19 protein-coding genes are annotated in these 20,886 nt (G+C 61.7%); 10 read left to right on the forward strand and 9 right to left on the reverse strand.

Features of this window, described 5'->3' with window-relative positions:
* Positions 1–1,140: 1,140 nt before the first annotated feature.
* The 9 genes from DL86_RS20330 (at position 1,141) to DL86_RS16970 (ending at position 11,238) form a co-directional block, all read left to right on the forward strand.
* Positions 1,141–1,863 (forward strand): J domain-containing protein, encoded by a 723-nt coding sequence (locus DL86_RS20330; RefSeq protein WP_051953640.1) that lies wholly within the window; start codon positions 1,141–1,143, stop codon positions 1,861–1,863.
* A gap of 91 nt (positions 1,864–1,954) precedes the next feature.
* A complete protein-coding gene (locus tag DL86_RS16935) occupies positions 1,955–3,799 on the forward strand; it encodes a YncE family protein (RefSeq protein WP_036264122.1) in 1,845 nt (614 codons plus the stop codon).
* A gap of 212 nt (positions 3,800–4,011) precedes the next feature.
* Positions 4,012–5,244, forward strand: coding sequence for an ABC transporter permease (locus DL86_RS16940; RefSeq protein WP_051953641.1), 1,233 nt, complete (start codon positions 4,012–4,014; stop codon positions 5,242–5,244).
* A 2-nt stretch (positions 5,245–5,246) separates the two neighbouring features.
* Positions 5,247–5,915: an ABC transporter ATP-binding protein gene (locus DL86_RS16945; protein ID WP_036263771.1), complete on the forward strand. Its 669-nt coding sequence runs from the start codon at positions 5,247–5,249 to the stop codon at positions 5,913–5,915.
* Positions 5,916–5,939: 24 nt separating this feature from the next.
* Positions 5,940–6,815, forward strand: a complete 876-nt coding sequence (locus DL86_RS16950) for a hypothetical protein (RefSeq protein WP_036263773.1) — start codon at positions 5,940–5,942, stop codon at positions 6,813–6,815.
* Between the two features lie 267 nt (positions 6,816–7,082).
* Positions 7,083–7,997: a DUF5996 family protein gene (locus DL86_RS16955; RefSeq protein ID WP_036263775.1), complete on the forward strand. Its 915-nt coding sequence runs from the start codon at positions 7,083–7,085 to the stop codon at positions 7,995–7,997.
* A gap of 117 nt (positions 7,998–8,114) precedes the next feature.
* Entirely contained in the window at positions 8,115–9,101 is a 987-nt protein-coding gene (locus DL86_RS16960; RefSeq protein ID WP_036263776.1) for a hypothetical protein, read from the forward strand.
* A gap of 141 nt (positions 9,102–9,242) precedes the next feature.
* Complete coding sequence (locus DL86_RS16965) at positions 9,243–10,661, forward strand: aryl-sulfate sulfotransferase (RefSeq protein ID WP_084572989.1); 1,419 nt, start codon at positions 9,243–9,245, stop codon at positions 10,659–10,661.
* Between the two features lie 91 nt (positions 10,662–10,752).
* Positions 10,753–11,238, forward strand: coding sequence for a cupin domain-containing protein (locus tag DL86_RS16970; protein ID WP_245276412.1), 486 nt, complete (start codon positions 10,753–10,755; stop codon positions 11,236–11,238).
* A gap of 358 nt (positions 11,239–11,596) precedes the next feature.
* Here the strand turns inward: DL86_RS16970 and epsC are convergent, their stop codons facing one another.
* The 6 genes from epsC to DL86_RS17005 all read right to left on the reverse strand — a co-directional run bounded on the left by epsC (position 11,597) and on the right by DL86_RS17005 (position 18,129).
* Positions 11,597–12,553, reverse strand: a complete 957-nt coding sequence (gene epsC / locus DL86_RS16975; RefSeq protein ID WP_036264130.1) for a serine O-acetyltransferase EpsC — start codon at positions 12,551–12,553, stop codon at positions 11,597–11,599.
* 137 nt (positions 12,554–12,690) lie between these two features.
* A complete protein-coding gene (locus DL86_RS16980; RefSeq protein WP_036263778.1) occupies positions 12,691–15,027 on the reverse strand; it encodes a family 2A encapsulin nanocompartment cargo protein cysteine desulfurase in 2,337 nt (778 codons plus the stop codon).
* A complete protein-coding gene (locus DL86_RS16985) occupies positions 15,024–15,968 on the reverse strand; it encodes a family 2A encapsulin nanocompartment shell protein (protein WP_036263779.1) in 945 nt (314 codons plus the stop codon). The genes DL86_RS16980 and DL86_RS16985 overlap by 4 nt, the downstream gene beginning before the upstream one ends.
* A gap of 470 nt (positions 15,969–16,438) precedes the next feature.
* A complete protein-coding gene (locus DL86_RS16995) occupies positions 16,439–17,038 on the reverse strand; it encodes a pyridoxamine 5'-phosphate oxidase family protein (protein WP_036263783.1) in 600 nt (199 codons plus the stop codon).
* Positions 17,039–17,048: 10 nt separating this feature from the next.
* Positions 17,049–17,519, reverse strand: coding sequence for a nuclear transport factor 2 family protein (locus DL86_RS17000; RefSeq protein WP_036263786.1), 471 nt, complete (start codon positions 17,517–17,519; stop codon positions 17,049–17,051).
* Between the two features lie 58 nt (positions 17,520–17,577).
* Complete coding sequence (locus tag DL86_RS17005; protein WP_036263787.1) at positions 17,578–18,129, reverse strand: carboxymuconolactone decarboxylase family protein; 552 nt, start codon at positions 18,127–18,129, stop codon at positions 17,578–17,580.
* A gap of 117 nt (positions 18,130–18,246) precedes the next feature.
* Between DL86_RS17005 and DL86_RS17010 the strand changes: the two genes are divergently transcribed.
* Positions 18,247–19,152: a LysR family transcriptional regulator gene (locus DL86_RS17010; RefSeq protein WP_036263790.1), complete on the forward strand. Its 906-nt coding sequence runs from the start codon at positions 18,247–18,249 to the stop codon at positions 19,150–19,152.
* A 205-nt stretch (positions 19,153–19,357) separates the two neighbouring features.
* Here DL86_RS17010 and DL86_RS17015 read toward each other — a convergent pair whose 3' ends face one another.
* From DL86_RS17015 to DL86_RS17025, 3 genes are read right to left on the reverse strand one after another with little or no spacing between them, the layout of a single operon-like run.
* The gene (locus tag DL86_RS17015; RefSeq protein ID WP_036263793.1) at positions 19,358–19,840 is read right to left on the reverse strand and encodes a VOC family protein; all 483 of its coding nucleotides are present in this window, start codon (positions 19,838–19,840) and stop codon (positions 19,358–19,360) included.
* A 20-nt stretch (positions 19,841–19,860) separates the two neighbouring features.
* Positions 19,861–20,400, reverse strand: a complete 540-nt coding sequence (locus DL86_RS17020) for an SRPBCC family protein (RefSeq protein ID WP_036263796.1) — start codon at positions 20,398–20,400, stop codon at positions 19,861–19,863.
* 51 nt (positions 20,401–20,451) lie between these two features.
* Positions 20,452–20,865, reverse strand: coding sequence for a VOC family protein (locus DL86_RS17025; RefSeq protein ID WP_036263799.1), 414 nt, complete (start codon positions 20,863–20,865; stop codon positions 20,452–20,454).
* Between the last annotated feature and the right edge of the window lie 21 nt (positions 20,866–20,886).

Here is a 20,886-nt window from a genome sequence, read left to right on the forward strand (position 1 = left end):
TTGAGCCCGCAGTCACGATGCTGCAACGGGTCCCGTGCGGCCAATCTAATTGGGCCTCGCGCAAGACTTAGCGCTATAGTTTGGCGACGCCTATGATTTTAGGCCATAGCTTATTATTGTGAATAGACCAACATTACAAGAAATATAGAGCACCAACCAAAAAATGTATATTGCCGCAAATTTTATGTTGGTCACCATCTCGTATAAGAAAGACACTTCATATTCCCTTTTTTGGACTATGGATTTCGACGGATACCGGCCGTCGTCGGATTTCGAAAAAACGACCACGGCGAGCGCTCGCGCCGACGGTCGGTAGATAAGTCATGACATCGCCGTTGCCGGCGACATTGCAGAAGATGCTCATGGATTAGAGCATGATGCGAGCTTGAGGTTCAATTCCGCTCTCGACAAGCAGGAATCACGCCAAAATAAACCCACCAGCATCGATTGGCCGATGGGGCCCCTCCCTCGATCATCCAAGGCATAGCTTGTCCCGATAGCGCCGGGATCAAAGTGCGCTTTCAGCTTCCGTAGAGCCAAAGAGCAGCTATCGCATTTTCTTAACGCGACCCAGTTTCTACTTCGCTCGAAAATGCACTAGGGCAGCTTTAGGTGGGCAACCCGCGCTCTGTCAAAGGGCCCATCCGCGGCTTAACGCCACGGCATGAGCATCCCCGAGCAAGACTTGATCCTGAATTTGCACTGTCGTTTGCGCATTCCTATGATTTGCCTGTGATTTTCAAATCCGCACGCTTGAGCGGCGGCTTTGATCAGCGCGACGAACCCGCGTCCCATGGATTTCGCTGCATCGAGCTTGGCGAATGCGCGTTTTTTTTTTGTTGGATTGGCGCGGCGCAGTCGCCCTCGCCGATCAAAACGCGACGTAGCGCGGAAAGAACACGATCGCTTCCAATTTGCGAAAACGCCGCGTCACACTTGATGCGAGCTGTTGCGCCCGTAAAGGTCTCTTGGTAGACGTAAGCTAAGCATAACACCGACCCAAGTCGGAGCTCGGCTTCGAGAGCGGATCGCCGAGTCGCTCGCAGATCCGATCTCCTTGCAGTCGCCGGGCGGGCGGGTCGCGGGATGGGCAATCGAGCGTCATCCAAGGATTTGTCGCCCGGATGGGATGCCGCGCCTATGAACCTTGGGCTGATCATTAGTTCAATCGCGCTCGGGATCTCCCTCACGGCCTCCGCGATCAAGCTCGTCGATTGGTTGATCGGCGCCGATCCGCGCGTCGTGATTCGGATGGGCCGATCCCTGCTGTTTGTCCTCGCCATCGGCTCGCTCCCCTGCCTCATCATCCTGCTTATCTACCAGCAATGGACCATGGCCATGGCGCTCGGCGCCGGCATGTTGATCGTCCCAACATTGTTCAACTGGCGAGCGATCCTCCCGCGTCCGACGTTTCGCCCTAATTGGACCGAGGACGATCCCCTTGATGGGTTGCGCGGCGATTTCGGTCAGCCACCGCCCGGCCCAGAGCTCGCGCATCGCGCCGCCATCGTGCTGGAGGACTATCTTATGCATATCGGCCATCCCGGGACCCACGCGCGGATTGGCCATCAGCGGCCGGTCTCGCAGGAGACGCCGACGCCCTCAAGGCAGGATAGGGCAATGAGCGCCGAGGAAGCGCTGGAAATTCTCGGCATCAAGCCCGGCGCCGCCCCCACCGCAATCCAGGCCGCGCATCGCCGCCTGCAGCAGCTCGTCCATCCAGATCGCGGGGGCACAAACTACCTCGCCGCGCAGATCGACAGGGCCAAAAAGACGCTGCTGGCCGAGGCCGCCCGCGAACCCCATGCGTCGATGCGCAATGGCGCCAGCGCGGCAGCCATGCGAGCCGCCGAGGACGAATGAGACAGCTGGAGGCGGCCTGCGCGTCGCTGATGCAACCGACATTTTGAAAGGCCGCGCGACGACGCCACGCGCTGAACGGCGAAGGGGGATCATGAACCAGTCCGGAAAACCAGCGACCATGAAGGACGCGCAAGAGACCGATATAAATCCTCCCCTTGCGCCGGCGGCGAACGCTCCTCTAGTAGGAAGCCGAACCCAGATCGACGCTTTCATCGCCCGCCGCGCGGAGATCGCCAAGTCCGACCACGAGGAATTCCAGGAGTATCTGCGCGAGAAGCAGGCTCATGCGCTGGCCAGCCGGGTCGAGGCTCCGCCGCCCGCGGAGAAGGCGACGACGAAGATCACGCGACGCGGCGCACTAAAGGTTGCGGCCGGCACGGCGATTGTCGGCGAAACCGCGGCGCTCGGCTACAATGCGGTGCATAGCGGCGCCTTCGGCGCACTCGGAGCCGGCGGCGATCACGGCCTCGCCCCCGACGGCGCGGTCGTCGCGCAAGCGCAGCGTCGTCCGATCGCCCGCGAATTGATCGACTCCAAGGCTGATGTCGGCGGTCGAAGCCTCGGCAAATGGATCGCTCTGTTGCCCACGAAGCTCGGCGGCGGCTGCTATGCGCTCGATCTCAACACCAACCGGGTGCTCGCATCGGTCTGGTATTGGACCTACGGCGACTACAACCCGATCGCGCATCACCTGTGCGCATTTCCGAGCGCCGATCCCTACAATGGCTTCGAATTCATCAACAGCACGCAGGGCGGCAAAAACTGCCTGATCTACGGCATTCCGACCAACATCACGGAACCGGCGCCGGGAACCAACATCTACCGCGTCCGCTACGATGGCGCGCAGATGCAGGTCATGGAGAATGTTTCCGAAGAGACCGGCCTCGGCCTCGGCGTGCATGTCACGATCAATCCAAAGGACGCCCAGTCTTACTTCGTCACCGATGGGCAAAAAGACATCGCCGCTTGCTTCGATCGCGCCACCTCGCGGGTCAAGGCCGCGCTGAAGTTCGATTGGGAGCCGAACGTGCGCGAGTTGTCGCGCGCCTGGCAAGATGGCGGCGTCCTCAAGATTTCCAGACTGCATCCCGACCCGGCGACCGGGAAATATGACTACCTCGGCACGAAGGGCGTGAAGATCGAATGGGAAATGGTCCCGATGGGCGAGCTCTTTGTCGAGGAGGGAACCCTGCCGGGCGACGATCCTTTCAGCTTGACCGGCGCCGATGGCACCATCTGGCATCCGAGCGGACGCTGGGCGGCGACGGTCGTCCGCCTTTGCGGCGGCATCGCTATTCTCGACGCGGAGCGCAATTTCGAGCCGGTCGCCTTTCTCCAGTTCAACGCGAACTCACAGGACCAATATGAGGTCGTGAAAGCAGCTGATGATCATTGGGAGGTGACGTTCGACAAGATCCACTCTCCTGGCCACGAGATCGGCTTTTCGCCCGACGGCCGCTTCCTCTGCATGATGAACAATCTCAGGGAGAACAACTGTTCGGTGTTCTCGACGGAGGATCCCGATCCCGGCAAGTGGCGGAAGATCGCCCATGTCGAGGACCCGCTGTGGAGGGGCAAATACCCCAATCCCTTCCACATGGTCTTTTCGCTCGACTCCAAAAAGCTCTATCTCTCGGTGCTGCATCCTTCGCCGGCCGCAAGCGGCGTCATGGTCGTCGATACCGATACCTGGACCATCCGCAAGGAGATCCAGGGGATAGGCCCGGATCTGCAAACCCCGGCGATCACCTATGACGGAAAATATGTGGTGGCGCCGTTCAGCGGCTTCCAGCGCCTGTCGAGCGGCATCGCGGTGATCGAGACGGCGACCGATACTTTGATCGGCATCCTGCCGAGCGCGGGCGGGCACCACGACTGCGTCATCGTCCCTACCGAACTCGCCCATATGAAGCATACCCGCTCGTGCACGCTGTGACGCGCGACGAACAGGCTCAGTCCGCGAAGGCGGGCGCTCGCCTTGCGCCTAGAGCATGTCCCGAAAAAGTTGACCGACTTTTTCGATATTTAGACATCGGATATACCCGATGTCTCATCAGGACATGCTCCAACTTTTTGATTTTGAGCGAGTCCTTGTCGATCACATGATTCCATGTGATCGGGACACGCTCTAGCGGGATCTGAAACGCTATGGCGAGCCCGTCCGTTCCGCGCTGGCTGCTCGGCAGTCTGGCGCTCCAAAATCTTGGCCGCCGCAAGGCGCGCACGAGCCTGCTCGTCCTGGCGGTGGCGATCAGCGGCGCCATCGCGTTCGCCGGCGTCGTCATGATGCGCAGCATCGAGGCGAGCATAACGGTGGGATTCAGCCGGCTTGGCGCTGACCTGATGGTGGTGGCGCAGGACGCGCTCGCCAACATCACGGCGGCCCTGCTCGTGGTTGAGCCCACCGACCAGACGCTCGATGCGAACCTGCTGGCGCAGGCGCGCATCGCCGGAATCGGCCGCGCCGCGTCCCAGCGCATCTTTCGTTCCGAGCAATCGGGCTTCGGCGGCCATGCCGAGAGCGTCGATCTCATCGGGTTCGATCCGGAACGCGACTTCACCATCCAGCCCTGGATCTCCGAGCGTCTCAACCGCCCCATGCAGCCTGGCGACGCCATTCTAGGGGCCGCCCGCGACCTGCCGCTCGGATCAGAGATCGCGCTGTACGGAAGGCCGTTCCGCGTCTATGCGAAGCTCGGCCGGACCGGAGTGGGAACGCATGAGCGCGGCGTGTTCATGGCCACTTCAAGTCTCCTGGCGCTCGCGCCGGGGATCCGCGAGCGCACCGGACAAACGCCGCCGATGCTCGAACCGGATAAGGTCTCTGGCTTTCTCATTGAACTCGCACCCGGCGCCACTGAATTGCAGGCGCGGTTCGCCCTTCTCTCTCATCTTTCCGGCATCAAGGCGGTGTCCGCAGGATCGCTGCTGACCGGAATCCGTCAAGGCCTCACGGCGCTCCTTGGCGGCGTCCTCGCTCTTGTCTCGATGATGTTCGCCAGCACCGCCGTGATGGTGAGCGTTCTCTTTTCGGCGATCGTCGCCGAGCGCCGCAACGAGATCGGCCTCCTCAAGGCGATCGGCGCGCGACGGGCGCAGATTGTTGGATTATTGCTAATCGAGGCGATCGGCGTGACCAGCGCAGGCGGCGCCATTGGCGTCGCGTTGGGGGCGCTGCTGCTGCGCTTGTTCGAGCATTCGCTTGTCTACTATCTGACCCAGATGGGCATCCCCTTTCTCTGGCTTGACAGGACAAATATGGTCTTTATTGCGGCCGCCTGCGTCTTTGGAGCGGCTTTGATCGGCGCCGTCGGCGCATTGGCGCCGGCTTGGCGGGTTAGTCGCCAAGATGCCTATGACCTGATCCGCGGCGAGGGCTGACGATGCTGAGCTGCCGCGGCGTTGGAAGGACCTATCAGACGGACCGCGGCCCCGTCGATGCGGTTCGCCGCATCGATCTCGAGGCGCCTGACGGGCGCTTCGTCGCCGTGATCGGCCGGTCGGGCTCGGGAAAGTCCACTTTGATGGCGATGATCGGCGGATTAATTCGGCCGACCATCGGGTCCATCCTGATCGACGGCGTCGACATCTGGGCGTTGGACGACAACGCCATGGCGCGGTTCCGCAACAGACGCATCGGCTATGTCTTCCAGTTTGCGAGCCTGCTGCCGACGCTGCGCGCTATCGACAATGTAGCGCTTCCCGCATTGCTCGATCGCCGCCATGCAGCCGCCGAGGCGTATGATCGCGCCGCGCAGCTTCTGGCGGACGTCGAGTTGGGGACCCACCTCGACGCCTATCCATCGGAAATGTCGGCCGGCGAGCAGCGCCGCGCCGTGATCGCGCGGGCGCTCATCAATGACCCGATTCTGCTGCTTGCGGACGAGCCGACGTCTGATCTCGATGAACAAACCGAACGCGAGATCATGGCGCTTTTTTTGAGCGTCAACCGCGAGCGCGGAACGACGCTGATGCTCGTGACCCATAATCTCGCGCTTGCCAGCGAGGCGGAGCAGGTGGTGCAGATCGCGGATGGAGCGATCGTCCCATGACTTCGCCATTGTGAGGGGCGCATCATGAAGCGCCCGCCCTCGCTCCCAGACCTCAACGCGCTTACCGAGGCGCAGAAAGACGAACTGATCGTCGGCCTTTGGAAAGCCCTGGTCGCGATCGAAGGGAGCGACGAGGCAACTTGGTCAGCTGGAGCCGCTTCAGACCAGACGCCCCAGAACTCAGCGCCGCCGCCATCGACCGGCGAGTTGCGCGAACGCATTCGGCGGGCTGCGCCATCGCGGCGCGCGCAAGCGCGAGCGGACGTCCCTGCCCGGCTCGGCCGCCGCTTCGAATTTCTGGGGTCCAAGGCCCTGCGCGTCGCGCTCATCGTCATCGGCCTCGGTTTCCTCGCTGATTTCGGCGTCTCCTGGAATCAGCAACGCATCCTTGCCGCACGCGACAAGACCGCTCTGGAGCTTAAGAACGCCGCCTTCGCAGGGCTTTATGTCGAGCTGCTCCGCATCGCCTACGAACCCGACGGAAAATCCTACCGGGCAACTTTGAACATGCAGAATGCGAACCCCGACGCGCCCCTTTATGTGATGCTCAATCCGGTGCGCGTGTTCGAACAGACCGGGATGACCTGGCAGGAAACGCCCTCGCAGGCTCCGAGCGGGCCCGGTGGGAGCGTGGTCAAATTGGATGGCGCCCGCGAATATTCGGTGGTGTTTCAGGCTGACGTCAAAGACTGGGCCGAGCTGATCCCCGGCTATATGCATGTGCGGATTCAGAGCGACATGCTGATCAGCCAGAGCAGCGAGCCGAAGGATGACATTGTCGAACGCAACAATCGCTTCTACGTCTACCTGAAGCCGCAGGGTTCGGACGACGCCGAGATCAAACGCCGCTCAAAATTTTCCGGCGCGCCGCCGATCTTCATTCCGATGCCGCCGCATTGAATCGGGTCGGCTGCGGAAAATCCTGCGGAGACAAACTCGTTGGAGGAAGCAGGATACAGCCCGATTCCTAGCGTCCTCACCGATGACCCGCGCCTCGCTGGCGACAAGCTGTCCGACATAAGATCGTCAAGACAAGGCCGACCATCGCCGCTGGACTCATTTTGCGCCGCCAGAGGAAACTCGCCGGGCATTTTTCGACTTCCGATCATTTCGCGCAACCCGGCGCATAGGAAATGCGTTTGAAGGGGAGCCGAAACCGAGGCGCTCATGACCGACAACATCGATGCGTGGCCGAGTCTGCCCTTCGCGGAGTGGCGGGACACCCGCGCGACGCTGCATCTCTGGATGCAGGGGGGGGGGAAAAATCGCCTCGCCCAAGCGCCAATGGCCAATCATTGGTGGCAGGCGACGCTCTACGTCACCGCCCGCGGGCTGACGACCTCCCCTATCCCGTTCGGCCATCGGACCTGCCAAATCGACTTCGATTTCATCGACCATAGGCTCCTTATCGCCAGCAGTGATGGCAGGACCGCGAGCCTCGCGCTGGAGCCTCGCTCGGTCGCCGACTTTTATGCCGAGGTCATGGCGGGGCTCGCTTCGCTCGACTTCGCGGTGAAGATATGGACGACGCCAGTTGAAATCCCGAATGCGATTCCCTTCGAGAAGGATCACATGCATGCATCCTACGATAAGGAATTCGCCAACCGGTTCTGGCGCATTCTGGCGCAATGCGATCGAGTCTTAAACGCGTTCCGCTCGCGGTTCATCGGCAAGGCGAGCCCGGTCCATTTTTTCTGGGGCAGCTTCGATCTCGCCGTCACCCGCTTTTCCGGCCGCCGGGCGCCAGACTATCTTGGAGCTGCGCCCAATCTCAGCGACTGGGTCATGCGCGAGGCCTATTCCCACGAGGTCAGCAGCTGCGGATTCTGGCCTGGCGACGATTTTTTTTCAGCCCCTGCGTTCTACTCCTATGCCTACCCTGCGCCGCCTGGCTTCGCCGATGCGGCGGTTCGGCCGAGCGGCGCCTATTGGCATCGGGATCTCAAGGAATTTATCCTGCCTTATGACGCGGCAAGGAGAGATGGCCCAGTCGATGATCGGCTGCTCGAATTCATCGAGAGCGTCTATGCTTGCGCCGCGGATCTTGGACATTGGGACCGCGCTGCGTTGGAGCGGGGTTGATATGCATGAATGCGCATGCAGTTGACGACATCGTCGGGCGCCCTTTCGAGCGCAGGGTGGCTATTCAACGGTCGGGCGATCATCGATCAGGACTGCTAAGACGAGGACGGCTTCCCCATGACTAATGAAAGCGTTTCCTTCGTCACATCGGCGCGCCGCATTTGTCTGGTCGCCATTCTCGCCGGAGGAGGGGCCATAGCCGCAAACGCCACGCCGGCGGTCATCGAACTTCCGAGCGATCGCGCCTTTCCAGAAAGCGTCACGTCGACATCGGATGGAGCGCTCTATATCGGGAGCATAGTCAACGGCGGCGTTCTTCGCGTTCCCCCTGGTCAAACGGATGCGGAGCCTTGGATCAAATCCGGAGCCTATGATAGCCGCTCGACATTTGGCCTGCTTGCCGACGAGCGATCGAATACGCTCTGGGTCTGCTCGAACGATGCCTCTGCTTTGGGGACGCCCGGTCCGAATTCTGTCCAGGGAAGCTTTCTGAAGGGATTTGATCTCCGCACCGGCGAGGGCAAGGCCAGCGCCGCCTTGCCGGGCGCGCGCACGCTTTGCAACGATATGACGCTTGGTCCGGACGGGTCGGTCTACGTGACCAATTCTTTGGCCGCGCAGATCCTGCGGTTGAGGCCCGGCGGCGCCCAGTTGGATGTGTGGCTGACCGATTCGCGTTTCGAGCCGCCCAAGGATGGCGTAGGCCTTGACGGGATCGCCTTCGGCGGCGACGGGAATCTTTACGTCAACACGTTTACCTCGGGCGAGCTTTTTCGAATAGACGTCAAAGATGGGGCGCCTGGAAAAGTCACGAAGTTGAAGACGTCGCGGCCCCTCTCGTTGCCGGACGCTCTTCGGGCGCTTCACGGCAATGATTTCTTGATGATCGAAGGCGCGGGCAGTCTGGATCGCGTGAGCATAGCCGAAGATAGCGCTTCGATCGAAACCATTAAGGATGGGTTCTTACAACCCACTGGCGTCGCAAGCGTCGGAAACACCGCATGGGTGGCGGAAGGCCAACTCTCCCGCCTGGCCTATCCGGCCAAGGGGCCAGCGCCGCGGCTTCCGTTCCGCGTTTTTGCGGTCCCACTTTCCGAGCGCTAAAATAGGTGCGCCTTGCTGGATCGTCACCTGCCTTTCCCGCAGGCGCCTGACTAGCGCATCACAATAATTTACTTACACTATAAATTAAATAGTCTAATATCGCTAGGCGCCTTGAGCCCGCTCCGCACGGAGACCCTTGCGATGATTATACGAAGGAATCCCCCCGCTTCACCCGCCAAAAACAAGAGCCCGCGTTCATGGAGCATCGCGCTTCTTGCAGTTGCTGGCGGCGTTCTCGGATGCGCCGCCGCCGCCAGCCCCAGCGTCTTCCCAACCGGCACGACGCGCTACGAACTGGCTAAGGCCTATAATTCCTTCGTGCTCTTTACCGGCGGAGACGAGATCACGCGATTGATCGACCTCAATGGCGCTGTCGTCCATGAATGGAAATATCGCGGGTTCCCCCCGGTCTTTCTCGATCCGGCGCTCGTCGACGGCAAGCGGGGCCATGTCCTGCTCACTCTCGCCACGGTCGAGGGCAGCGGCGCCGATCTCGTGCCCGGACGCGTCAGTCCGCGCATTGCCAAGACCATCGGCGAAGTGGATTGGGAAGGCAAGACGCTCTGGACATTTGACGACAGGGCCCCGGGCGGCCGCGCCCAGCAGCATCACGATCTCGCCCGCCTGCCCGGCGGCAACACGATCGTGCTCGCCAAAATCTCCCATCCGGTCAAGGGATTCGACCAGCCCCTCGTGCTCGATGACGTTGTCTATGAAGTCGATCCCAAAGGCCAAATCGTCTGGTCATGGACGGCCTCCGAACATCTTGAGGAATTCGGCTTCTCCCCGGAGGAGCTGAAGCTCGTGCGCGCATCGACATCCGCCGATTATCTGCACGTCAACAATCTGAAGCCCATCGGCCCCAACCACTGGTTCGATGCAGGCGACAAGCGGTTCGATCCGGAAAATCTCATCTTCGATTCAAGAAGCGCCAATTTCGTCGCGATTATCGAGAAGAAGACCGGCAAGATTGTCTGGACGCTCGGGCCGCATTTTCCGCCCATTCCAGAAACAGGGACGACGACGAACCGCGCCGTCCCGCGCCCCGTCGATCAGATTTCCGGCCAGCACGACGCTCATTTCATCCCGGCCGGCTTGCCCGGCGCCGGCAATCTCCTGCTTTTCGACAATCAGGGCGAAGGAGGCTATCCGCCGGCGGCGCTCACCGTCACCGGCGGCTCGCGCGTTCTCGAGATCGATCCGATCAAAAAGGAAATCGTCTGGCAATATATCGGCCCCGATTCCGGCGACCCCGGCTGGACTTTCAAGAGCACCCACATCAGCAATGCGCGCCGCCTGCCGAACGGCAACACCTTCATCAACGAAGGGCAATATGGCCGCTTCTTTCAGGTCACGCCAAAGGGCGAGATCGTGTGGGAATATATCAATCCTTTTCCGCGCCGCGCCACGGACGCGGATGGACGCGTCAATGTGAACTACCAAGTCTATCGCGCGCAGCCCGTGCCTTATGACTGGGCGCCGGCGGGAACGCCCCATTCGGAAGCAGCCGTTGCGACCCCGGACAATGCAACCTTCCGGATCCCGGCGACAACCCATTGAATGGCGGTCCGAAGCCAAAGAGCGACTCGCGCAAGATGCAACCGCCTGAGCATTCATGCGCCATGTTTGCACCCTGCCAATGGAGAACGATGTGACACCCATCAGCGCCGCAATCCGCGGCACAATTCCTCTTGCCGTCGCCGCTTGCCTGACAGCGGCCGCGCAGGCCGACGACGGCTTCATCCGAATGACGCCGGAGCAGGTCCCCTTCAAGAGCCCTCTTGGCGTCGGCCCCCAGCAGGCGATCCTGTTCGGCGATCCTTCGAAGCCAGGCGTTTATGTCATCCGAGTCAAATTTCCGCCTGGCGCCCATTCGAACCCTCATTTTCACTCGCAGGATCGCCATGCGACGGTGATCAAGGGGGTCTGGTGGAATGGCGTGGGCGAGGAACTGGATTTCAACAAGGCCGTTCCGATGCAGACCGGCTCTTATGTTTTGCATCCTGCGGGGGCGGTCCATTGGGACGGCGCCGGAGATGAGGAGGCAATCGTCCAGATCATCGGAACGGGCCCCGTCGAAACGGTTCCCGTCGGCCCGACGGGCGCCCCAACCGGCTACTGGCCGAAGCCGAAATAGCGCCGCCGAGGCAACACGCGGCGCCATGCGAACGCGTCCTGGCAAACGGTCTATGCGGCGAGCTCGCGGGCCAAGGCGCCTATCCAAAACCGGGTCCGCGAAAGCCGCGAGTTTCGACGGCCTTCTGGGTCAATCGGCGGCTGATCGATCCTGTCGAGAGCGGGCCTGATTCGATCACGAAAAGGCGGGCCATTCCGTCCCTTGGCCGATCCGCCTAGAGCGCTTCCCGATCAGATGGAATCATCTGATCGAAAAGGAATCGCTTAAGATCAAAGGGTTGGAGCATGTTCTGATGAGACATCGGATATATCCGATGTCTAAATATCGAAAAAGTCGATCAACTTTTTCGGAACATGCTTTAGATCCCCCCGCCATCCACGAAAGCGTCGCTGCGCGCCTGGGCCTGAGTGATGCTGCTTCCTGGAGGAACGCTGCGCGTCAGCCAGACATTCCCGCCGATGGTCGAACCGCGGCCGATGGTGATCCGGCCAAGGATGGTCGCCCCGGCGTAGATCACAACGTCATCCTCGATGATGGGGTGCCGCGCCCCTCCCTTGACCAGGGCGCCGGCGTCGTCCACGGCGAAACGCTTCGCCCCCAGCGTCACCGCCTGATATAGTCGGACATTCCGGCCAATGATCGCGGTTTCGCCGATGACGACGCCGGTCCCGTGGTCGATGAAGAAGCTGCCGCCGATCTTCGCCCCTGGATGGATGTCGATGCCCGTGGCGGAGTGGGCAATCTCCGAAATGATGCGGGCGAGCAGAGGAGCGCCCAGTTGATAGAGCTCATGCGCGAGCCGGTGCCGCGTGATCGCAACAATTCCTGGATAACAGAACAGCACTTCATCGACGCTCCGCGCGGCGGGGTCGCCCTCATAGGCGGCAAGAATATCGCTTTCAAGCAGGGCCCGCGCTTTTGGCAAATTGGCGGCGAAGGCACGAACGATCTCGCCAGCTTCCTCCTCCTGCCGAGCGCTGCTCTTTCCAGGCGTTCCGGCGACAAGCCGCAATTCTCGGCCCACCTGTTCGAGAAGCAATCGCAGCGCTCCATCGAGCGAGCGCCCAACGAATTGATCGACTCCTTCCTCGCTCAGACCGGAAGGACCCAAATGCCTTGGAAAAAGCGCCGCGGACACCCCATCGAGAATGTCCGACAGCGCTTCTTGCGATGGCAGTTCGTAGGTCACTCCGTCGGGCTTTGTGTTTTGTCGCCACTCGGCGCGCAAGGTGCGCAGCTCCGCAACGATTCGATCAAGCTCCCACAGCGATGGCGTGAGAGCATCTCTATCTGGCGCCTGAACTTGATAGTTCATGTTGGAACCTCCTCCGCGTCGCGGGTCGCGCTGGAGCGCCTCCCGGTCGGATGGAATCATTTGATCTATAAGGAATCGCTTAGATTGCGAAGGGTTGTGGCATGTTCCGCTCGGAGCGAATGAAATGCGCGCGGCTTTTACCGCGCGCGATAGGATTTCTGAGTCTGGATGCGATGCAGAGCGACGACAAGGGCGTCTATGTCTTCATAGGTGTTGTAGAGCGCCAGCGACGGCCGCACGGTCGTCTCCAGCCCGAAGCGGCGCAGGATCGGCTGAGCGCAATGATGGCCGGCGCGCACCGCAATGCCTTCGCGGTCGAGCGCGGCGCCGACATCCTCGCTGCGGCAGCCGTCGAGGACGAAGGAGATCACGCCGGCCTTCTCTTTCGCCGTCCCGATGATCGTCAGGCCCGGCACCCCGAGAAGCCCCTGCGTCGCATAGTTGAGCAGCTCATGCTCATAGGCCGCGATATTGGCCATGCCGATGCGGTCGAGATAGTCGATCGCGGCGCCGAGCCCGACCGCGTCGGCGATATTGCCGGTGCCGGCCTCAAAGCGCAGAGGCGGCGCCTGATAGACGGTCTTCTCGAAAGTGACGTCGGCGATCATATTGCCGCCGCCCTGCCACGGCGGCATGGCGGCGAGGACGTCGGGCTTGCCGTAAAGTGCGCCGATGCCGGTCGGGCCGAAAACCTTGTGCCCGGAAAAGACATAGAAGTCGCAGTCAAGCGCCTGGACATCGACCGGCATATGCGACACCGCCTGTGCGCCGTCGACGAGCACGCAGGCGCCGTGACGATGGGCGATCGCGACCATCTCCTGCGCCGGCGTCACCGTGCCGAGCGCGTTCGAGACTTGCGGGAGGGAGACGATGCGCGTTCTGGGCCCGAGCAGCTTCGCATATTCGTCCAAAAGCACCTGCCCGCTATCGTCGACCGGGGCGACGCGCAGCACGGCGCCCGTCTCGGCGCAGAGCATCTGCCAGGGCACGATATTGGCGTGATGTTCGAGCCAGGTGATGACGATCTCGTCGCCCTCGCGGACATTGCGGCGGCCCCAGGCTTGGGCGACGAGGTTGATCGCTTCGGTCGCGCCGCGCGTGAAAACGATGTCATTTGCCGAATCCGCGCCGAGGAAGCGACGGACTTTCTCGCGCGCCGCCTCATAAGCGTCGGTCGCGCGCGCGGCGAGCGCGTGGGCGGCGCGATGGATGTTGGAGTTTTCGGTCTCATAGAACAGCGCGAGCCGATCGATCACCGCCTGCGGCTTCTGCGTCGTCGCGGCGTTGTCGAGCCAGATCAGCGGCTTGCCATGGACCTGCTGGCGCAGGATGGGAAAGTCGCGCTTGATCGAAGCGGCGTCGAAGGCGCGCGTCCCCGATAGCAGCTCGGGAGCGAGCAGAGGCTGAAGCTGCGGCGCCACAGGCGCGAAATGCGGAGTTTGGGCGGCCCCATTCGGGGCTGCGGCAGGCGCGGCGGCGGCTTGGGCGTCGTTGAAGAAATACAAGCTTTCGCCGGGAATTGCCGGGTAACCTGTGGGAGCGGACGCGTGCGAAAATCCCGAAGGAGCCGCGGTTGAGCCAAACGATTGCGCATCGCCGAGTCCCTGTGGACGCAAGTCGGTCTCGGTGGGAAAATTCGGGGCGAAATTTGGACTCTGCTCGATGGAAGGACCGGGAGCGCCGGCAGCGGCGGGCAGGCTGGAGGCGAGATTTTGGTGCGGCAAAGCGGGACTGAAGGAGGCGCCCGGAAGGCCCGTCCCCAGCGCCGCCGCAGCCGCGCTAGGAGCAGTTGGCGCCGTGGCGGGCCGCGTCGGCGCGACAGCCGTCCCCGCTTCATCGAGAAAATAGAGGGATTCGCCTAAACCGGCCGGCGGGCCAGCAGGGAAAAACCCAGGCGTAGATCCCGCCGGCGCAAAGTTTGAACCAGGGGCGCCCGGCGCGAGGGATGTCGTTTGGCCAAGACTCAGCGGCAGCGCGGCAAGATCCGCTTCGCTCAGGACGCCTTGGTGGGATGTTTGGCCCTTTTCCGCCGAAGGACCGTTGAACGGAGCAAGGGGGATGGGAGCAGGATTTTCGGCGGCGCCCGCGGGGATGCCGGTCACGCTGGTGGCGAGTCCCGCGGCGGGAATATGTTGCGCCGGCGCTCTGCCTGCATCCGTCGAATGGCCCGGCAGTTCGGTGACGAAGGGAACCGATTGTGCGCCTGGCGCGCTTGTCGCCGGCGCGGCGGCGGCGGCGCCGATCGCGCCTGGCAAGGACGTCGGCGGCGACGGCGGCCGCTCTTGCATTGCGGCGAAGTTCGCCAGCGCCTGCGGATCCACCGCTTGCCCCGGCGCGCCGTTGAAAAATGCGTTCGCCAGATGCGCGATCAGACCGGGGTCGATGACGGAAGGCCCCTGGCCCCCCCATTGGGGGGCCGGAGGGGTTGCAACCGGCGCTGTGGCCGCTGCATGGCGGGGATCAGGGATATTCATAACGGATAGTCATAGTAGTGGCCGACCTCGACGTTCTCCAGAACGCCGAGCGCATCCGGAGTGAGGATCGCCGATGAGCAATAGAGCGAGATCAGATAGGAGGCGATCGCCTTGCGGTTGATTCCCATGAAGCGGACCGAAAGACTCGGCGTCACTTCCCCCGGCACGCCGGGCTGGAAGAGGCCGATGACGCCCTGTTTCTTTTCGCCTGTGCGCAATAGCAGGATCGAGGTCTTGCCGGTCCCGTTGCCGGAATCGGTAATCTTCAGCTTGTCGCTCGGAACCAACGGAATGCCGCGCCAGGTGATGAAGGGCGTGCCGAACAGGTTGATGGTTGGCGGCGGAACGCCGCGCTGCGTGCATTCGCGTCCGAAAGCGGCGATGGCGCGCGGATGGGCGAGGAAGAAGGCCGGCTCTTTCCAGACCTTGGCGATCAATTCATCGAAATCGTCGGGCGTCGGCGGCCCGCGGCGCGTGTTGATCTTCATCGAGGGCGCGGCATTGGTGAGGAGGCCGTAATTTGCGTTGTAGATCAGCTCCGATTCTTGGCGCTCCTTGACCTTCTCGATCAGTAGGCGAAGCTGCTCCTGGATTTGATCATAGGGCTGATTGTAGAGATCCGACACGCGGGTCTGGACGTCGAGGACGGTGGTCACCGCATTCAGGAAATATTCGCGCGGAGCGGTCTCATAGTCGACGAAAGTTTCCGGAAGATCGGCGTCGCGCTCCCAGCTCGGGCTGCACTCGACGTCGCTTTGACCCTCGACCTCTTTAACCCGGTTCAGCCGGAAAATGCCGGCTTCGACCGGCACCCACGGCAAAAAGGAAACCAGCCAGCGCGGCGTGATCCCCGACCATTGCGCCCGGGTCTTCGTCGCATTGGCAAGCTGCCGGGCGGCCGGCTCGCTCAGCGTCCTGCGGACCTCGACTTCATCAGGCATATGAACACCTCCTTGGCTGAATTTGGAGCCTCAACATCGGCTCCCGATTGCTCGCTTAGGTCGTGTAGCATTGGCCTTGGAGAATGTTTTTCTCTTTTTAGCGTTGTGACAAAAATACGCATAAATATATAACTTCTATTTGGTATCCCATGTTAACTCTATAAGTATACGATTACGATATACATTATCATCTGTTCGACGCGCCATCACTGGAAGACAACGACCTTCGCCGCCGCCGCCTTGCGGCTTGGCGCGCGCATCGCCACCCGAACGGCGCAGCGCGTGCCAGCGAATCGCGCTCGACGCGCTGATCCAGAGCCTGACGGAGCGAAACCCTTCGTCAATGGCGGCCAGGACACGGGACCGAAGATCGTAAAGAAAGAGACGCGGGCATCAAGGCCGGCCCCTTCGCCAGCCCTCATCGTGAATCAGATCAAGGCCGATTCGGGCAACCCCCAAAACCGATTCAATCAGACCGAATTCCGCTCTAGAGCGTGGATGCGATCGTCGCGTTCAGCGAGTGCGGCGGCGACATCGGCGGCCTCGAATCGCTGCGGGATATGTTGCGGGCAATTCGAGTCCCAGGCGGAAACCGCGAACAGGATCACCTGCTCGGGGCGCGCCTTGTAGCCTTGCGGCATTAACGTCGCCATCAACTCGGCGTCGCCTTCGACGACGCGAGCCCTGCCCCAGATCTTGATCCGCCGCCGGTGCGCATAGTCGATCAAGAAGAGAAAGGCCTTGGGGTTGTCCGCGAGATTGCCGAGAGTGATATATTGCCGGTTGCCGACGAAATCGGCAAAGCCAAGGGTCTTGTCATCGAGCGCCTTGAGAAAGCCGGGAGGGCCGCCACGGTGCTGAATATAGGGCTGCCCCTCCGCGTTGGCTGTGGCGAGAAAGATGCTTGTTTGCGCTTCGACGAAGGCCTTGAGATCGGGGGTGATGTGGGTCTGCCACGAGCCGCCCTCTTCCATGTGCTCGTAGGATTGCCTGGAGCCCTTGCGGGCTTGAATCGCCTTAACGGAGGGCGTGAAGGCGACATCGCTGGGATAGATCTGTTTGGCGTCCATGATTGCACTCTTACAGTCCGAGTTCGCTCAATGTCGGATGATCGTCGGGGCGCCGGCCAAGCGCCCAGTGGAATTTGCGCTCGCCGTCCTTGATTGGGGCGTCGTTGATGCTGGCAAGGCGCAGCCGCATCAGACCATGTTCGTCGAATTCCCAGTTTTCATTGCCATAGCTGCGGAACCAATTGCCGGAGTCGTCGCGCCACTCATAGGCGAAGCGCGCTGCGATGCGGTTGTCGAGAAAGGCCCAGACTTCCTTGATCAGACGGTAGTCGAGTTCGCGCCGCCATTTGAGCGTCAAAAAGGCCTCTATCGCGTCGCGCCCTTGCAGGAACTCGGCGCGGTTCCGCCAACGGCTGTCGACCGTGTAGACGAGCGCGACCTTGGCCGGGTCGCGCGTATTCCATGCGTCTTCCGCCATGCGCGCCTTCTGCGCGGCGGTTTCAGCGGTGAAGGGCGGAAGCGGCGGTCGGCTCACGATCATGCTCCTTGGCTAGCGCTTGCAGCCGAATGACCGCCGGCGCAATGGATCCCCAGCGCCATCATGCCGCGTTTCGGGCGGCGACAACCGGAAAGTCGATGTCCGTCTTGGCGACCTCGTTGATATAGTTGGTCCAGGTGTTCAGGGCGACGTGGAGCACAATCTCGATGACCTGCGCATCATCGTAGCCCGCCAGCTGGACGGCGCGGAAATCGTCTTCCCCCACATGGCCACGCTCGCCCGCCACCTTGGCGGCGAAGCGAACGGCCGCGTCCGCCTTGGGGTCATTAGAGCCGCCCTTGCGATTGGCGGCGATTTCGGCGTCATCGAGCTTGGCGAGGGTCTTGCCCAAATAGGCGGCGGCCGACCGACAATAGTCGCAACCGTTGACCTCGGCGACGGCCAGCGCGATGCGCTCCCGCGTCGCGGCGGGCAAGGCGCCCTTGTTCAGGGCGTCGGAGAGACCGAGATAGCCTTCGAGCGCGGCCGGGCTGTTGGAGACAAGGCGGAACAGGTTCGGAACGAGGCCGAGCTGCTTCTTGACAGATTCAAGCAATGGCTGGGAAGCGACGGGAGCGTCGCCGATTGTGGCCGGGGTTGGGATGCGGGACATAATGGCTGCCTTTCGATGTTGGCCGGAGCGGCCTGACGCCTGAATCCCTAGCTCCTTCCATAGAAATGAGGTAGATGGTAATATTGGAAGTTATCCTCCCATATTTTGGAATATTAAATGGATCGTCTTGAATCCATGTCGATCCTGCTGGAGGCGGTCGAAGCCGGCAGCCTGTCGGCTGCGGCTCGCCGCCTCGGCATGCCGCTCGCGACGGTCAGCCGCAAGGTTTCAGAACTCGAGGCGCATCTCAAAACTCGGCTTTTCACTCGGTCCGCACGCCGCCTCGCGCTGACCGACGCCGGCAGCTCTTACGCCATTGCTTGCAAACGCATTCTTGAGGACGTTAATGAGGCCGAGCGCGCGGCGTCCGGCGAGTACAGCGCGCCGAAAGGCGACTTGATAATCACCGCGCCGATCGTCTTCGGCCGTCTGCACGTCCTGCCCGTGGCGATGGACTTCCTCAATGCCTATAGCGACATTAGCATCCGAATCGTCCAGACCGACCGCGTGATCGACCTCCTGGACGATCATGTCGACCTCGCCGTCAGAATCGGCGAGCTGCCCGACAGCAGCCTTGTCGCCGCCAAGGTCGGCTCGATCCGCCTCGTGACATGCGCAAGCCCAGCCTATTTCGCCAAGAGAGGCGCGCCGCGCGGCCCCGATGAGCTTAGCGCCCATGAATGCGTCACCTTCGACAGGCTGATGTCTCCGGACGCCTGGACCTTTAGGATTGGGAAATCCAATGCGCCCTTCGCGATCCGCTCCCGGCTTGTCGTAGACACAGCTGAAGCCGCCATCGACGCCGCGATTGCGGGAATTGGAATCACGCGGGTGCTCTCCTATCAAATCGCCAATGCCGTACAGGTCGGCGCGCTCGCTATGACGCTCCAGGAGTTCGAGCCCGCGCCCTGGCCCGTTAGCCTCGTCTATACTCGTCAGCGGCTCCTGCCGCTCAAGTTGCGCGCTTTCCTCGATTTCGCAGCGCCTCGGCTGAAAGCGCGGCTCTTGCAGGACGCATTGTAGATTCCTGACGAAATGAAGGCCGCTTCGGGGAATGCCTGAGTTTCGGAGTTCTCATCAACTTGCGAGAAATCACGCCTCCTGATCACAGATAAAATCTGGCGCCTCCTCTGCAACGAAATGCCCGCTGCCTTCTGTGACGACCGCGGTGAGCGCCTCCGCCTCGCTCTCAATCAGATCCGCGAGCTTAGTCCCCGCACGTTGGCGCTTAATGGCCCTCATAGGCGGCTTCGAGCTTGGCGATGTCGAGTTTGCTCATCTTGAGCATGGCCTCCATCGCCCGCTTGGCGCCTGCGGCGTCCGGGCCGCTCAGGAGTTTGGGAAGCCGAGAGGGAACGAGCTGCCAGGAAAGGCCATAGCGGTCTTTGAGCCAGCCGCAGTGGCTATGCGCGCCGCCAGCGCCGAGCGCATCCCACAATGCGTCGAGCTCGGCCTGGCTTTGACAATCGACTGACAGCGAGATCGCCTCGCTGAACTTGAAATGCGGGCCGCCGTTGAGCCCGATGAACTGCGCGCCGGCAAGTTCGAAACTCACCGCCAGGACCGAGCCCGGCTTTCCCGGCCCGGCATCGCCATAGTGGGACATCTCGAGGATTCGCGAGCCGGGAAACAAGGAAATGTAGAAATTCGCCGCTTCCTCGGCCTCATGGTCGAACCAGAGACATGGGCGGATCTTCTGCGATGCGATCATGGGCGTTGTCCTCTTTTGACTCAGGCCTCGGCCCGCGATTTCAAATCGGCGAGGCCGGCTTCGAATGCGCCGCCGACCATCTTGTCCATGCTGATGAAAATGCTCATCAGCTTGCCGATAAATGGCTGGGGCCCACTCATTGTCCAAGTGACATCCGTGGCGACATCGGCGCCGTTTGGTTGCGGCGCAAGGGTGAACTCAACACGGTTCCGGCATTTCATCGGGCGATCCATCTGCAGTGCCATGACCAGCTTCGTTGGAGCGATCGATTCGACGATCTCCGCCTGGCCAGAGCCGACCTTGCCATTGCCCTCGAAAGTATTGACCGCTCCGACGCCGCGGGCGGGGCCGCTATAGGCGAGTTTGATATTTGGGTCGACCTTCACGAAGGGGTTCCATGCGTTCATGGCGCGAAGATCGTCGATAAGAGGGAAAATCCGCTCAGGCGGCGCCGCAATGCGGATAGAGCGCGCAAACTGGCAGGCGCCGGGTTTCGACGCGGCATAGAGCAGCAGGGCGGCGAGAGCAGCCGCGAGGCCGATCGCGATGGTCATGAACATGGCGAGTATCCTTGAAACGGCAGGAGAGCGATCATCAAGCGAAAGGCGCCGTCAGGCCGGGACGATCACCATCCAGGAGACGCCGAAGCGGTCGGCCGTCATGCCGAACCGCGGCGAAAAAAACGTCTTCCCCATCGGCATTTGCACCGCGCCGCCGTCGGAAAGCGCTTCGAACGCACGGTCCGCGTCCGCCGCGTCCTTTGCAGCGTAACACAGCGAGACGCCCTGAAAGCTGGGTGCGCCCGAGCAGCGGCCGTCCGACGCCATGACGACCGAATCGCCGATTTTCATGCTCATATGCATGACCTTGTTTTCCGCTCCAGGAGGGATCATCCCCTCGGGACAAGGATCCGGACTGTCCTTGAAGCGCAGGAGCGCCTGCACCTCGGCGCCGAGAACTTTCTGGTAGAACGCGGCGGCTTCTTCGGCGCGCCCTTCGAAAAACAAATAAGGCTGGATCGTCATATATTCCTCCTCTGATGATGA

The sequence above is a fragment of the Methylocapsa aurea genome (assembly GCF_000746085.1).
Taxonomy (GTDB): domain Bacteria; phylum Pseudomonadota; class Alphaproteobacteria; order Rhizobiales; family Beijerinckiaceae; genus Methylocapsa; species Methylocapsa aurea.

What these genes read in the sequence shown, in the direction of transcription:
- DL86_RS20330 (WP_051953640.1), top strand. Translation starts at nt 1,141, where the DNA reads ATGAACCTTGGGCTGATCATTAGTTCAATCGCGCTCGGGATCTCCCTC.
- DL86_RS16935 (WP_036264122.1), top strand. Translation starts at nt 1,955, where the DNA reads ATGAACCAGTCCGGAAAACCAGCGACCATGAAGGACGCGCAAGAGACC.
- DL86_RS16940 (WP_051953641.1), top strand. Translation starts at nt 4,012, where the DNA reads ATGGCGAGCCCGTCCGTTCCGCGCTGGCTGCTCGGCAGTCTGGCGCTC.
- DL86_RS16945 (WP_036263771.1), top strand. Translation starts at nt 5,247, where the DNA reads ATGCTGAGCTGCCGCGGCGTTGGAAGGACCTATCAGACGGACCGCGGC.
- DL86_RS16950 (WP_036263773.1), top strand. Translation starts at nt 5,940, where the DNA reads ATGAAGCGCCCGCCCTCGCTCCCAGACCTCAACGCGCTTACCGAGGCG.
- DL86_RS16955 (WP_036263775.1), top strand. Translation starts at nt 7,083, where the DNA reads ATGACCGACAACATCGATGCGTGGCCGAGTCTGCCCTTCGCGGAGTGG.
- DL86_RS16960 (WP_036263776.1), top strand. Translation starts at nt 8,115, where the DNA reads ATGACTAATGAAAGCGTTTCCTTCGTCACATCGGCGCGCCGCATTTGT.
- DL86_RS16965 (WP_084572989.1), top strand. Translation starts at nt 9,243, where the DNA reads ATGATTATACGAAGGAATCCCCCCGCTTCACCCGCCAAAAACAAGAGC.
- epsC (WP_036264130.1), bottom strand. Translation starts at nt 12,553, where the DNA reads ATGAACTATCAAGTTCAGGCGCCAGATAGAGATGCTCTCACGCCATCG.
- DL86_RS16980 (WP_036263778.1), bottom strand. Translation starts at nt 15,027, where the DNA reads ATGAATATCCCTGATCCCCGCCATGCAGCGGCCACAGCGCCGGTTGCA.
- DL86_RS16985 (WP_036263779.1), bottom strand. Translation starts at nt 15,968, where the DNA reads ATGCCTGATGAAGTCGAGGTCCGCAGGACGCTGAGCGAGCCGGCCGCC.
- DL86_RS16995 (WP_036263783.1), bottom strand. Translation starts at nt 17,038, where the DNA reads ATGGACGCCAAACAGATCTATCCCAGCGATGTCGCCTTCACGCCCTCC.
- DL86_RS17000 (WP_036263786.1), bottom strand. Translation starts at nt 17,519, where the DNA reads ATGATCGTGAGCCGACCGCCGCTTCCGCCCTTCACCGCTGAAACCGCC.
- DL86_RS17005 (WP_036263787.1), bottom strand. Translation starts at nt 18,129, where the DNA reads ATGTCCCGCATCCCAACCCCGGCCACAATCGGCGACGCTCCCGTCGCT.
- DL86_RS17010 (WP_036263790.1), top strand. Translation starts at nt 18,247, where the DNA reads ATGGATCGTCTTGAATCCATGTCGATCCTGCTGGAGGCGGTCGAAGCC.
- DL86_RS17015 (WP_036263793.1), bottom strand. Translation starts at nt 19,840, where the DNA reads ATGATCGCATCGCAGAAGATCCGCCCATGTCTCTGGTTCGACCATGAG.
- DL86_RS17020 (WP_036263796.1), bottom strand. Translation starts at nt 20,400, where the DNA reads ATGTTCATGACCATCGCGATCGGCCTCGCGGCTGCTCTCGCCGCCCTG.
- DL86_RS17025 (WP_036263799.1), bottom strand. Translation starts at nt 20,865, where the DNA reads ATGACGATCCAGCCTTATTTGTTTTTCGAAGGGCGCGCCGAAGAAGCC.